Here is an 11,651-nt window from a genome sequence, read left to right on the forward strand (position 1 = left end):
AGGGCTCCAGAGACGACAGGAGACAGACGACATGGCGATCGCCAAGGGACACCGTTTCGAGATCGACTTTGATGCCGCGTTCCCGCTGGGGCTGGTGATGGTCGGAGAGGTCGCGCCGGACAACGAGTACCAGTCGCGGGAAGACCGCTCCGCAGGCCGACCTGTTCGTCAGCGGGTCGACGAAGTGACGGGCAAGCGGCAGTGGAAGGCCACGGTCACCGACCCGAGCGAGACCAACTCCAAGCGCGCGTCCTACGACGTCACGTTCCTGGCCGATGTGCAGCCAGTGCCGAACACGTCGGAGGTGCTGCCGGGTATGCGGCCGATCGAGCTGGAGGGCCTGACGGCTGAGCCGAAGGTGGCTGGTCAGGGCGAGTTCAAGTACCAGTCCTACGTATTCCGCGCGACCGGTTTCAAGGCTGCCGCATCGGGTGGCGCATCCAAGTCGGGCCGTGCCTCCAACACTGCCGAGTCCGCGCCCAAGGCGGCGTGATGACGGGCCGGGTGCCTGGCAGTCAGGGCGTGGCCGTGGTTCCACCGCACCTGGTCCAGAGCTGGGAGACGGCGTATCGCCACTACAGCGCGATGACGCAACGGACCGCACAAGGTGGGGATGCCTTGGCGGCGCATGACATGGCCGTCGCTTCCTTCGCGGTGGCGACTGCGTGGCGGGAGCTGGCGACTCAGGGTCAGTTGTCGTGGTGGGTGCTGGCTGCGGTGTCGGCGGCTGCCGAGGGGTTCGAGGAGAACGCGCGGTCTTGGGAGATGCACGCTTGCAGCGAGGAAGGGCAGGTCTGTGGCGTTCAACGCGATGCGGAAGCCGGGGCGGCAGGCGGTCGCGGGGATGCAGCGCAATGGTTCGGCGAACCCGGCGTTGGTGATCTATCTGGATTCGGACAGCCTGGCGATTCTGCCGCCGTCCGATCCGGACGAGTGCCCGGAGTTCATCCGGCTCCTTCGCCAAATCCGCGACAGCGCGGACGAACTGGCTGTCTTCCCCGGCAGACACAAGGCGGTGCGTGATGACGACGCCCGACCGGAATGAGCCGCAAACCCTCCGGGATGCGCACGCGGTCGCGGCCGCTCGTCGCCCGAAGCCGGGGTCGAACCGGGAGACGTGGCTGAAGTTCCATCAGGCCAACGCTCGCATGTACTGCATGGTGTCCGATGTGGACCGAGGGCACCACCACGAACTTCGTTACTGAGTGGGCTATGAGGAGCGCAAGGCCGAGGAGGTGGCCGCGCAGATTCGGGAAGGGGAAGCCGCACGCTGGCCGTGAACTGAATGGCAGAAGGAACGTGCGGCGCGCAAATGCGTCCTCATGGTGAGGATGAGCATGACGACATATGGGCGATGACTGGGACGGACGCGCAGATTGCGGACCGGATGTCCAAGCTTGTCGACCGATACCGCAGGGGCGCGACTCCGGTCAGGACGGCCAGCCGGTTCCGGTTGGCCAGGGCGCGCGAGCACCACCACCCGAAGCAAAACGAAAGCCCCAGGTCCTAAGTGGACATCCACTGACCTGGGGCTTTCGCAGGAGAGCGGATGACGGGAATCGAACCCGCGTATTCAGCTTGGGAAGCTGATGTTCTACCATTGAACTACATCCGCAGTGCTCGGCCAGCATACATGGTCCGGATCTCCCCTTGCCAAGACCCCGCCTGCCTTGACGTCGCCGCCGAAAGTGACAACACTTGTTGTCTACCTCGGAGGTGATCCGGATGGGCGAGCGGCTGCCTGACCCCGAACTGTTCCGTCAAGGCGGGTTCCGGGTCGCGTCGAGGTTGTTCATCGAGGGCGACATCAGGGGTGACGAGCGCCAGGTGGCCCGGCTGCGGCAGTTCGCGCAGCGGGAGGATCCGGCGGCCGATGTGCTGGTGCCGTTACTGCGAAAGGGCGGCCAGCCCAAGTTCGAACAGGCGCTGCGGCAAGGCATCGACAGTGTCGAGGGCCCACCGGAAGAGCTCGAAGCCTTCTTTCGCAACGTCGAGGCGACGCCGTACTGGGTCGACCCGGACCGCCTTGACAGCGGAGCGCGGGCGATCACGCGTGCCGGGTTGCTCGGCCTCTTCCCGCTCGGCGACGTCTCCTTGATGGGTGGCTATCTCGCGTCGCGGGCCACGAAGTCGCTCGTCGGCACCGGCGAGATCGAGTACAAGGCGGCGCGGCGTCTCGTCGAGACGGCGACGTGGTGGATCCACGTGACGACGCCGGGCGCGCTGGTGTCCGGCGGGCGCGGGTACGAGGCCGCGTTGCGGGTGCGTATCGTGCACGCGCACGTCCGTGCGGCCATGAACCGCCGCAAGGACTGGGATTACGCGGCTTGGGACCGGCCGGTCAACCAGGTCCAGACCGCGGGCACGCTCCTGCTCTTCTCCCTCGTCTACGTCTTCGGCACCCAGCTGCTGGGGCTTCGCTACAGCGCCCGCGAGCGCGCCGACATCCTGCACCTTTGGCGTTACGTCGGCTGGCTGATGGGTGTCGACGAGGAGCTCCTGCCCGCCGGCGAGGACGACGCCTGGCGGCTGCTGTGGCTGCTCGCGACCACCGAGTTCATTCCCGACGACGACTCCAAACGGCTCGCCGCGGCGCTCATGAAGTCCCACGCCGCGATCGGTGAAGGCCGGGGCGCGGTCGGCAAGGTCCTTTCGCACGTGTCGGTCGCGGGGCACGGCGCGATCAGCAGGCTTCTGCTGGGCAAGACCAACGCCGACTTCCTGGACCTGCCCGACGATCCGATCGCGCAGGCGGCCGTGATCGCGGCCGCCGGGGTCAACTTCGCCGCCGAGACGGTCCGGCGGGTGGTGCCCGGCGCGACGGCGCTCCAGGAGCTGATCGGGGCCGCCGGCCGCCGCCATTACCTCCGGCAGGTCACCAAGGTGTTCGGGCTCGACCCGACCTACGGCAGGCACATGAAGGCCGCTTGACTACGCTGATCGCGTGCTCCTCAGCGACCGTGACCTCCGTAAAGAGCTCGACGCCGGCCGTCTCGGTGTCGACCCGTTCGACCCGACGATGGTCCAGCCGTCGAGCATCGACGTGCGACTCGACCGCTACTTCCGCGTGTTCGACAACAGCAAGTACACGCATATCGACCCGCAGCTGCAGCAGGACGAGCTGACTTCGTTGGTCGAGAAGGAGGGCGAAGACCCCTTCGTCCTCCACCCCGGCGAGTTCGTCCTCGGCTCCACTTACGAGACCGTGACGCTCGCCGACGACCTCGCCGGCCGCCTGGAGGGCAAGTCCTCTCTCGGCCGCCTCGGCCTGCTCACGCACTCCACCGCGGGCTTCATCGACCCCGGCTTCTCCGGTCACATCACCCTCGAACTGTCGAACGTCGCGAACCTGCCGATCACGCTCTGGCCGGGTATGAAGATCGGCCAGCTCTGCATCTTCCGCCTGTCCAGCGCGGCGGAGTTCCCGTACGGCTCGAACGAGGCCGGTTCGCGTTACCAGGGGCAGCGGGGTCCGACCCCGAGCCGCGCGTACAAGAACTTCCACCGCGTCGACACCTGGCGCTAAGCGACCGGGGCTTCCCAATCGATCCGATGCCGCCACATGAAGGCGTTCGGATCCTCCTTCGGCGGGTTCTTGAACGCCCGCGTGAGGAAGAAGTCCCGGATCACCCGCCCGACGGGCCCGACCGCCTTGGCGTCGCCATTGCGCTTGCCGCGTTCGACGACGGCTTCGACGCGCTCGCGCCGCAGTCCTTCGTAGACGGCGAGCGCCTTCGGGATCGAGGACACGTCACGCAGGCATCGCGCCAGCGTGACGGCGTCTTCGATGGCCATCGCGGCGCCTTGGCCCGCCGCCGGTGAGGTCGCGTGGGCGGCGTCGCCGATGATGACCATCCGGTCCGTCCGCCAGGCCGGCACGCTCGGGAAGTCGTACGTGGCCCACGGCCGGTAGATGTCCCGCGTCGCGCGCACTATCCGCTCCGCCGGGGTGCGATCCACCGCCAGCCGCCGGATCAGGTCCTCGCGCCAGGTGGTCGTCACGGCGAGTTCAGCTTGCGACGGCTCATGCTTGCGGGGGATGTTCGCGAACCACCAGACGCCACCGTCCGGGTGGACGACGTGGGCGAAGAACAGCCGCTTGCCGAACGTCATGTGCATGACGCCGGGTTCGTCGTCCAGGCGCAGGCCTTCGGCCAGGCCGCCCGTGTTCAGCAGGGGCACGTAGCGCGGTGACGGCGCCCGCGGATCGATGATCGTCCGCATCCGCGAGCGGAGCCCGTCCGCGCCGACCAGCAGGTCGCCCTCGGCCGACGAGCCGTCCTCGAACGTCGCGCGCACGCCGTCGCCGCTTTCGCGTGCGTCGGCCAGACGCTTGCCGTAGCGGATCTCGATGCCGCGTCTGACGGCTTCGTCGCGAAGGCCGATGTACAGATCGGAGCGCAGCACGGTCTGGCTCACAGTGCCGTCCTCGAGTTGACCGCCGAGCGCGAATTCCGCCAGGTCGCGCCCGTCGCCGAGCCGCATCTTGATCCGCGGCGTGTCGAATCCCAGGTCCTTGACCAGGCTTTTCAGACCCAGCGGGCTCAGTGCGTCGAGGCCGTTCACCGCGAGGGTCAGGAACGCGCCGACCCCTTCGGCGGTCCGGTCGTACGCCTCGTGGATCACCGGCTCGTGGCCCGTCTCGTGCAGTGCGATCGCGGTGATCGTGCCCGCGATACCCCCGCCGGCGATCAGTACCTTCGCCATGTCGTTCACCCCATCGAATGTCTTAGAAACTAATTCGTTCTATCGAACTAAAGACTCCGCTAGGCTGGCCGACGTGTCAAGCGAGCGAGCGGAACTGGTCGAACGGGTCCTCGGCGGGGCGCGAGCGCTGTCGACGGAGACGGTCATGTTCCACACCGCGATCGCCGAGCAGCGTGGCCTTTCGGCGGTCGAAAGCAAGGTGACCGACTACCTCGCCCGCCTCGGGCCGCAGACGCCGAAGGCGCTCTCGCAGCTCTCGGGGCTCGCGCCGGCGTCGATCACGGCGCTCATCGACAGGCTCGAAAGCAAGCGGATCGTCGCGCGGAAACCGCATCCCGAAGACCGGCGGAAGGTGCTCATCGAGATCGACGGAGCGGCGATGGCCTCGGCCGCGCCGCTGTGGGACCACCTGGTGAAGTCGGTCCGTGAGGTCTGCGAGAACTACACGGACGGTGAACTGGAGACCGTGATCCGGTTCCTCGCCGACGCGGCGGCGATCACGCACGACTCCACGGGTCGTCTCGGCCGCTGACCGGTATTACTACTTTCGGGGGTATTGCCGTAACCAGTTCGTGATAGTTTTCGGCCCCGTGTCCCCCAATAGAACACGAAGCCGGTTACTGCTAGTCACGCTCAGTGTCCTGCTGGGCGGGGTGATCGCCAGTGCGAGCTACCTGATGGTGACCGATCGGTTCCAGGGCACCGCGCTGAGCAATCTCTCACTCAGCGTCCCCGACACCAAGGGCAGACCCGGCGACGCCCTCGCGAAGCCTCCCGCCTACTTCGGCCAGACGTCCTCTCCGGCGCCGGAGGGTTCCGCACCCGGCTCGGCCGCTCCGACGTCGTCTTCGGCGGCTCCCACGTCGTCCTCCGCTCCGCCCAGCTCGTCCTCCGCCGCGGCCGAGCCGCCCGCTCAGAGTTCCGAGGCTCCCAAGCCCACTCCGAGCAAGGCGCCGGAACCGCCCCGCTCTCAGGACAGCTCGCTCGCCGGGCAGGTCATCGACCTCGTCAACGCCGAGCGCGCCGATGCCGGCTGCTCGCCGGTGAGCAACGAGTCGCATCTCGCCGCCGCCGCGCAGGGGCACAGCGACGACATGTCCGCCCGGAACTACTTCTCGCACACCACGCCGGAGGGCGTCACGTTCGACCAGCGCATCCGGGCCGCCGGCTACGACAAGCCCGGCGCCGAGAACATCGCGAAGGGGCAGTCGAACGCCGCCAAGGTGATGGACGCCTGGATGAACTCCGAGGGCCACCGCGCGAACATCCTCAACTGCAAGCTGAAGAAGATCGGTGTCGGCGTCAACACCAAGGGCATGTACTGGACGCAGAACTTCGGCTACTGACCCTTGTCCCACCGTTCGGCGATGTCGCCGTAGCGGGCCAGCACGGCCGCGCGCAGCTCGGCGTCCGTGCGCGGGACGGGTTCGATGAACACCTCGGTGACGTCGCCGAAGGTCCGCGTCAGCTCGGCCGCCATCCGGACGCAGGCGCGTTCGACGTCCGCCGCGCCGAGTGAATCGTCGAAGTCGACGCGAGCGCAGACCAGTACTTGATCGGTGCCCATGAGCATGGTCTGCAGATCGACGACGGCCTCGATCTCCGGCGCGTTCCTCAGGTGGTCCCGCACCCCGCGCACCAGCCTGGGATCCGCCTGCCTGCCGATCAGCAGGCCGCGGTTGGTGCGCCCGAGCATGTAGGCGACCAGCGCCAGCAGGACACCGATCGCGATCGACGCCGCGCCGTCCCAGACGTGCGAGCCGGTGAGCTGGTGCAGCCCGATCCCGGCGAACGCGAGCAGCAGGCCGATCAGCGCGGCCGAGTCTTCGAACAGGACGGTCTTCGGCGCCGGGTCGTCGATCATCCGCAGGTAGACCGACACCTTCTGGCCCGACTCGGCGGCGTCGCGGCGCACCTGCCGCACGGCCTGGACCCACGAGACGGACTCGAGGGCGAACGCGATCGCGAGGACGACGTAGCCGACGATCGGATCGGTCTGCTCGACCTCGTCGCCGAAGACCGTCGAGAAGCCTTCGTAGAGCGCGAACATCGCGCCGGAGGCGAAGATCGACACCGCCGCGAGCAGCGACCAGAAGTACCGCTCCTTGCCGTAGCCGAAGGGGTGGACGCGGTCGGCCGGGCGGTCCGAACGTTTCAGCGCGGTCAGCAGGAGGACCTCGGTGATCGTGTCGGCCACCGAGTGCGCGGCCTCCGAGAGCATCGCGCCGGAGCCGGTGATGATCCCGGCGATCAGTTTCAGCACGGCGATGGCGAGGTTGACCCCACCCGCCAGGACCACCGTCAGGGTGCTTTCGTCACCGGATTCTTCACTCACCTCGCGTAGCGTAGTGCGAGTGAGCCGATCTCACAGGCGACGCAATCCCTGCAGGACGCGTTCCATCAAGGCGAGTGCAGGATGGCCGTCGAATTCAGCCTGCGTTTCATGAACGGTGACCAAACCGAGTTCGGCCATATCACCCAAAAGGACCTTTGCAACGCCGAGTGGAACGCTTAGTGACGCGGCTACTTCGGCGACGGAAGTCGGACGGCGGCACAGTGCTCTCACGGAATGGAATTCGACACTGAACCCCGGCGCGGTCCACGGCGCGTCGTTCCGGACGGAAATCATCGCTTCGATCGCGAAGTTCCGTTTGGACTGTGTGCGTCCGCCCGTGCGGACGTACGGGCGGACGCGCGTGCGACGGCGTTCCTGCCGCGGCGGCCGCCGGGCGGCCGGGATGCTGGGGATGGTCGCTTCCTGGGCCATCCTGGCGAATGCCGCGGACGAAGGGACTCGGGCGGGCGGGCGAACGGTCGGCGATCCCGGCATCGCGAGCCGGTGTTCCTTGACCGAGCGGAGTTCGTGCCGGTTGCCCATCGATTCCTCGCCCCTTTTTTCGGATCCGCTGCAGCTTATCGCCACGGTGTACCGCCGAACGGGTAACGGGATCGAATGGCCGGACGCCATAAAACAAGAGGGAACATTCTCTCGCATTATGTGCGAGAGAATGTTCCCTCCGGGGTGTGACGTTCTACTTGTCTTCCTCCGGAAGCGGGGTGCCGGTCGCCGTTTCGTCGGTGGGCGTGTCGGCCTTTCCGTCGAGTTCGGCGTCCGAGACGGCGTCCAAGGAGGGCGCTCCCGCCGGGACCAGTTGCGGCTCCGGCTTCCGCTTGACGGCGGTCAGCAGCAGCTGGGCGACGTCGACGACCTCGACCTTCTCGCTCGCCTGTCCGTCGCTCTGGCGCGCGGTGACGCCGTCGGTGAGCATCACGCGGCAGAACGGGCAACCGGTCGCGATCTTCGACGGGGCGGTGCCGAGCGCTTCGTCGACGCGCTCGACGTTGATCCGCTTGCCGATCTTCTCTTCCATCCACATCCGCGCGCCACCGGCACCACAGCACATCGAGCGGTCGCCGTGCCGCGGCATTTCGCGCAGCTGCGCGCCCGAAGCGCCGACGAGCTCACGGGGAGCGTCATAGACCTTGTTGTGGCGCCCCAGGTAGCACGGGTCGTGGTAGGTGACGTCCTCGGCGACCGGCGCCACCGGGGTCAGGTGCTTCTCCCGCACGAGGCGGTTGAGCAGCTGCGTGTGGTGCACGACGTCGAACTGGCCGCCCAGCTCCGGGTACTCGTTCGCGAGGGTGTTGAAGCAGTGCGCACAGGTGACGACCACCTTGCGCGCCTTGCGTTCGCGGCCTTCGAACACCGAGTTCAGGATCTCGACGTTCTGCTGCGCCAGCATCTGGAACAGGAACTCGTTGCCCGCGCGGCGGGCCGGGTCACCGGTGCAGGACTCCTCCGAGCCGAGCACGGTGTACTTGACGCCCGCGATGTGCAGCAGTTCCGCGACGGCCCGCGTGGTCTTCTTCGCGCGGTCCTCGAACGCGCCGGCGCAGCCGACCCAGAAGAGGTACTCGGTGTCGCCGAGGTCGCCGTCGAACACCGGCACCTCGAAGTCCAGGTCCTCGGTCCAGGCGAGCCGGTCCTTGGCGTTCTGGCCCCACGGGTTGCCCTTGTTCTCCAGGTTCTTGAACATCCCGTTGAGCTCGCTGGGGAACGAGGACTCGATCATCACCTGGTAGCGGCGCATGTCGACGATGTGGTCGACGTGCTCGATGTCCACCGGGCACTGCTCGACGCAAGCGCCGCAGGAGGTGCAGGACCACAGGACTTCGGGGTCGATGACGCCGCCGTCGTCGCCGATGAGCGCCTTCTGGGACTCGGCGATCGCGAGAACGTCGATGCCCGCGTACATGTTGTCCCCGGACAGGCCCACTTCGTCGCCGGCCATGTCGCGCTTGCCGCCCGCGAGCAGGTACGGCGCCTTCGCGTAGGCGTGGTCGCGAAGCTGCGTGATGAGCAGCTTCGGCGAAAGCGGCTTGCCGGTGTTCCACGCGGGGCACTGCGACTGGCAGCGGCCGCATTCGGTGCAGGTGGAGAAGTCCAGCCAGCCCTTCCAGCTGAAGTCCTCGATCTTGCCGACGCCGAAGGTGTCCTCGTCCGGGTCGGCCTCTTCGAGGTCGAGCACCTTGCCGTTGCTCATCATCGGCTTGAGCGCGCCCAGCGCGACGCCGCCGTCGGCCTCGCGCTTGAAGTAGATGTTGAAGAAGGCGCTGAACCGGTGCCAGGCGATGCCCATGGTCATCGTGCGCGCGATGACGATCAGCCAGATCGTGGCGCTCATCAGCTTGACGAACGCGAACACCGACACCAGGTTCGGGCTGGCGGGCAGCAGCTCGCCGAGCGGGTGCGAGACGAACGCGGCCCAGACCGGGGTCTCGTGGACGTCCAGCGCCGACTTCGCGGCGCGGACGCCGATGATGCCGATGCCCTCGATGAGCACGACGGCCTCGATGAAGTACGCCCACTTGAAGTTGGAGCCCTGGAAGCGGGACTGCCGGTCGGCGCGGCGCGGGTGGTTCTTCTGCCGGATCCAGATCAGCACCAGGATGCCGACGATGGTGCCGACGCCCAGCAGCTCCATGAGCAGCTGGAACAGCGACCAGTCGTCGAGGATGGGCCAGCCCCAGGTCGGGACGAAGACCTCGCCGTATGCCTCGAACAAGGCGAGCGACCCGATCAGGAAGCCCCACATGACCAGCCAGTGCGCCGGGCCGACGCTCTTGACCTTGTTCATCCGGGTATGCGCGGCGAATTCCTTGATCAGGGTCTTCATGCGCGGGATGAACGGGCCGTTGCGGGTCGAGTCCGGCTGACCGAGGCGGATCACCCGCACGAAGCGGGCGATGGTCGCGAAGAACATTCCCCAGGCGACGACGCCGAGCAGGACCGCGATCCCGCCGAGCGTCAGCTGTACAGCGCCCATCATCGGGTGCCTTTCGTCCGAGTGAAGCTGTGGTGGTGGAGGCAGACTAATGCTTCTTACTGATGGGTAACCCACTGACCGCGCCCAAGTCCCACCGATGTGGTGTACGCCTCTCTTGGTTTTAAGACGATCGTCCAGGTAGTTTTTGTGACATGGGTGCGTACCTCCTCCTCGCTTTGGCCATCGCCGCTGAGGTATCCGCGACGGTGTCGTTGAAACTTTCCGAGGGCTTCAGCAAGGTGGGACCGTCGATCGTCGTGGTCGCCGGATACGCCGTCGCCTTCGTCGCGCTCGCGTATGTACTGAAGGCCGGAGTGCCGGTGAGCGTCGCCTACGCGATCTGGGCCGCGGCCGGGGTCGCGCTGGTGGCGGCCGTCGGGATGGTGTTCTTCAAGGAGCCGGTCAACCTCTCCGTGATCGCCGGTCTGGTACTGGTGGTCGGCGGCGTCGTGTTGATCGAGGCAGGGAGCGCGCACTAAGTGAAGATCCAGGTCGACGGCCGCAAGGCCAGGGGTGAGAAGCGGCGCGAGGAGATCATCGCGGCCGCGTTGCGGGTGATCGAACGGGACGGCGTCGCCGGTGTCACCCATCGGACGGTCGCCGCCGAGGCGGGCGTGCCGACGGCTTCGACGACTTATCACTTCTCGAGCCTCGACGATCTCCTGATCGCGACCCTCATCTCTTGCGCGAGGGATATGGCGACCGAGGTCTACTGGATGATCGACCGCGCCCGGTCACGCGGCAGCCGCGGCGCGGAAGAGGTCGCCGGGCTGCTCGCGGAGGCGCTGGGCCCGCGCCGCGGGCGGACGATGGCGGAGTACGAGCTGTACCTGCTGGCCGCGCGCAAACCCGAGCTGCGGCCCGCCGCCCGGCGCTGGCTGGACGTGCTGACCTCGATGGTCCGGCACGACGACGAGGTCGCGTTCCGGGTGTTCCTCGCCGGGATCGACGGTCTGCTGATCCAGGGCCTCATCGACGACGAGCCGCCGTCCGCGGAAGAGCTGCGGCCGGTGGTGGACTACCTGCTGAAACCACGTTGACCTGCTGGGTAGCGTTCGGATCATGAGGACCGTCGGCGCATATGAACTGGATGACGACCCGGCACGGGTGGACCTCGACGTGGTGTGGAAGTACTTGTCCACCAGCGTCTACTGGGGCAAGTGGCGAGACCGCGAGCTGGTCGAGAAGGTCTTCAGGAACGCGTGGCGCGTCGTGGGCGCGTACGAGGCTTCGACCGGTCGGATGGTCGGTTTCGCGAGGGCGTTCTCGGACACCATCGGCAGTGCTTATCTCGCGGACGTCTTCGTCGTCGACGAGGCGCGCGGCGCGGGGCTCGGCAAGGAGCTGGTCCGGGAGATGATCGACAACGGGCCCGGTGCGGAGTTCCGGTGGATGCTGCACACCGCCGACGCGCACGGGCTGTACCGGCAGTTCGGCTTCGGCGACCCGCCCGAGGGGCAGTACATGGAACGGGGCCGGGCGAACGGGCAGGCCTAGGGTCAAGCGGGTCGTGGGGGGGGGGGGGGGGGGTGTTGTAAAAAACCCCACCCCACCCCCACCGCCCCCCCCGCGGGGGGGGGGGGGGGAGGACGCCACCCCGGGGGCGCGGGTGGGGGC

General features: G+C 67.4%; 14 protein-coding genes and 1 tRNA gene. 10 read left to right on the plus strand and 5 right to left on the minus strand.

From position 1 onward, the window contains the following. Nucleotides 1-31 precede the first annotated feature (31 nt). The 3 genes from ACIRGA_RS05425 to ACIRGA_RS05435 all read left to right on the plus strand — a co-directional run bounded on the left by ACIRGA_RS05425 (nucleotide 32) and on the right by ACIRGA_RS05435 (nucleotide 1,205). Nucleotides 32-493 (plus strand): hypothetical protein, encoded by a 462-nt coding sequence (locus ACIRGA_RS05425; protein WP_400936764.1) that lies wholly within the window; start codon nucleotides 32-34, stop codon nucleotides 491-493. 303 nt (nucleotides 494-796) lie between these two features. After that, nucleotides 797-1,045, plus strand: coding sequence for a hypothetical protein (locus ACIRGA_RS05430; RefSeq protein ID WP_400936766.1), 249 nt, complete (start codon nucleotides 797-799; stop codon nucleotides 1,043-1,045). Further along, on the plus strand, nucleotides 1,023-1,205 hold the full coding sequence (locus ACIRGA_RS05435) for an AMED_5909 family protein (RefSeq protein WP_400936768.1): 183 nt from the start codon (nucleotides 1,023-1,025) through the stop codon (nucleotides 1,203-1,205). Before ACIRGA_RS05430 ends, ACIRGA_RS05435 begins: the two co-directional genes overlap by 23 nt. A gap of 339 nt (nucleotides 1,206-1,544) precedes the next feature. Here ACIRGA_RS05435 and ACIRGA_RS05440 read toward each other — a convergent pair. Then, nucleotides 1,545-1,615, minus strand: a tRNA-Gly gene (locus ACIRGA_RS05440). A gap of 110 nt (nucleotides 1,616-1,725) precedes the next feature. On the opposite strand from ACIRGA_RS05440, the gene ACIRGA_RS05445 reads away from it, so the two are divergent. Beyond that, a complete protein-coding gene (locus ACIRGA_RS05445) occupies nucleotides 1,726-2,931 on the plus strand; it encodes an oxygenase MpaB family protein (protein ID WP_400936771.1) in 1,206 nt (401 codons plus the stop codon). Nucleotides 2,932-2,944: 13 nt separating this feature from the next. Continuing rightward, nucleotides 2,945-3,526 carry a dCTP deaminase gene (gene dcd / locus ACIRGA_RS05450; protein ID WP_125679521.1) on the plus strand — a complete coding sequence of 194 codons (582 nt, stop codon included), beginning with the start codon at nucleotides 2,945-2,947 and terminating at the stop codon, nucleotides 3,524-3,526. On the opposite strand, the gene ACIRGA_RS05455 is transcribed toward dcd, so the two are convergent. Then, complete coding sequence (locus tag ACIRGA_RS05455; protein WP_400936774.1) at nucleotides 3,523-4,707, minus strand: FAD-dependent oxidoreductase; 1,185 nt, start codon at nucleotides 4,705-4,707, stop codon at nucleotides 3,523-3,525. The genes dcd and ACIRGA_RS05455 overlap by 4 nt on opposite strands. A 73-nt stretch (nucleotides 4,708-4,780) precedes the next feature. On the opposite strand from ACIRGA_RS05455, the gene ACIRGA_RS05460 reads away from it, so the two are divergent. Further along, nucleotides 4,781-5,239 carry a MarR family winged helix-turn-helix transcriptional regulator gene (locus tag ACIRGA_RS05460; RefSeq protein WP_400936776.1) on the plus strand — a complete coding sequence of 153 codons (459 nt, stop codon included), beginning with the start codon at nucleotides 4,781-4,783 and terminating at the stop codon, nucleotides 5,237-5,239. A gap of 121 nt (nucleotides 5,240-5,360) precedes the next feature. Further along, a complete protein-coding gene (locus ACIRGA_RS05465) occupies nucleotides 5,361-6,053 on the plus strand; it encodes a CAP domain-containing protein (RefSeq protein ID WP_400936778.1) in 693 nt (230 codons plus the stop codon). On the opposite strand, the gene ACIRGA_RS05470 is transcribed toward ACIRGA_RS05465, so the two are convergent. From ACIRGA_RS05470 to ACIRGA_RS05480, 3 genes are all read right to left on the minus strand, one after another. Continuing rightward, nucleotides 6,047-7,042 carry a cation diffusion facilitator family transporter gene (locus tag ACIRGA_RS05470; protein WP_400936780.1) on the minus strand — a complete coding sequence of 332 codons (996 nt, stop codon included), beginning with the start codon at nucleotides 7,040-7,042 and terminating at the stop codon, nucleotides 6,047-6,049. The genes ACIRGA_RS05465 and ACIRGA_RS05470 overlap by 7 nt on opposite strands. A 30-nt stretch (nucleotides 7,043-7,072) precedes the next feature. Then, a complete protein-coding gene (locus ACIRGA_RS05475; protein WP_400936783.1) occupies nucleotides 7,073-7,585 on the minus strand; it encodes a DUF742 domain-containing protein in 513 nt (170 codons plus the stop codon). A 154-nt stretch (nucleotides 7,586-7,739) separates the two neighbouring features. Then, complete coding sequence (locus ACIRGA_RS05480; RefSeq protein ID WP_400936786.1) at nucleotides 7,740-10,034, minus strand: (Fe-S)-binding protein; 2,295 nt, start codon at nucleotides 10,032-10,034, stop codon at nucleotides 7,740-7,742. 152 nt (nucleotides 10,035-10,186) lie between these two features. Here ACIRGA_RS05480 and ACIRGA_RS05485 point away from each other — a divergent pair, with 152 nt between their 5' ends. Genes ACIRGA_RS05485 through ACIRGA_RS05495 form a run of 3 tightly spaced genes read left to right on the plus strand, consistent with a single transcriptional unit; the run spans nucleotide 10,187 to nucleotide 11,531 of the window. Then, nucleotides 10,187-10,513 carry a DMT family transporter gene (locus ACIRGA_RS05485; protein ID WP_378366443.1) on the plus strand — a complete coding sequence of 109 codons (327 nt, stop codon included), beginning with the start codon at nucleotides 10,187-10,189 and terminating at the stop codon, nucleotides 10,511-10,513. Then, nucleotides 10,514-11,074 (plus strand): TetR/AcrR family transcriptional regulator, encoded by a 561-nt coding sequence (locus ACIRGA_RS05490; protein WP_016338154.1) that lies wholly within the window; start codon nucleotides 10,514-10,516, stop codon nucleotides 11,072-11,074. Between the two features lie 22 nt (nucleotides 11,075-11,096). Continuing rightward, complete coding sequence (locus ACIRGA_RS05495; RefSeq protein WP_400936788.1) at nucleotides 11,097-11,531, plus strand: GNAT family N-acetyltransferase; 435 nt, start codon at nucleotides 11,097-11,099, stop codon at nucleotides 11,529-11,531. The last annotated feature ends 120 nt before the right edge of the window (nucleotides 11,532-11,651 follow it).

It is taken from the genome of Amycolatopsis sp. NPDC102389, assembly GCF_044765885.1.
Lineage (GTDB): Bacteria > Actinomycetota > Actinomycetes > Mycobacteriales > Pseudonocardiaceae > Amycolatopsis.

Excerpts from the sequence above, each read along its gene's own strand:
- ACIRGA_RS05425 (WP_400936764.1), top strand. The coding sequence starts at position 32 with ATGGCGATCGCCAAGGGACACCGTTTCGAGATCGACTTTGATGCCGCG.
- ACIRGA_RS05435 (WP_400936768.1), top strand. The coding sequence starts at position 1,023 with ATGACGACGCCCGACCGGAATGAGCCGCAAACCCTCCGGGATGCGCAC.
- ACIRGA_RS05445 (WP_400936771.1), top strand. The coding sequence starts at position 1,726 with ATGGGCGAGCGGCTGCCTGACCCCGAACTGTTCCGTCAAGGCGGGTTC.
- ACIRGA_RS05455 (WP_400936774.1), bottom strand. The coding sequence starts at position 4,707 with ATGGCGAAGGTACTGATCGCCGGCGGGGGTATCGCGGGCACGATCACC.
- ACIRGA_RS05475 (WP_400936783.1), bottom strand. The coding sequence starts at position 7,585 with ATGGGCAACCGGCACGAACTCCGCTCGGTCAAGGAACACCGGCTCGCG.
- ACIRGA_RS05480 (WP_400936786.1), bottom strand. The coding sequence starts at position 10,034 with ATGGGCGCTGTACAGCTGACGCTCGGCGGGATCGCGGTCCTGCTCGGC.
- ACIRGA_RS05485 (WP_378366443.1), top strand. The coding sequence starts at position 10,187 with ATGGGTGCGTACCTCCTCCTCGCTTTGGCCATCGCCGCTGAGGTATCC.
- ACIRGA_RS05495 (WP_400936788.1), top strand. The coding sequence starts at position 11,097 with ATGAGGACCGTCGGCGCATATGAACTGGATGACGACCCGGCACGGGTG.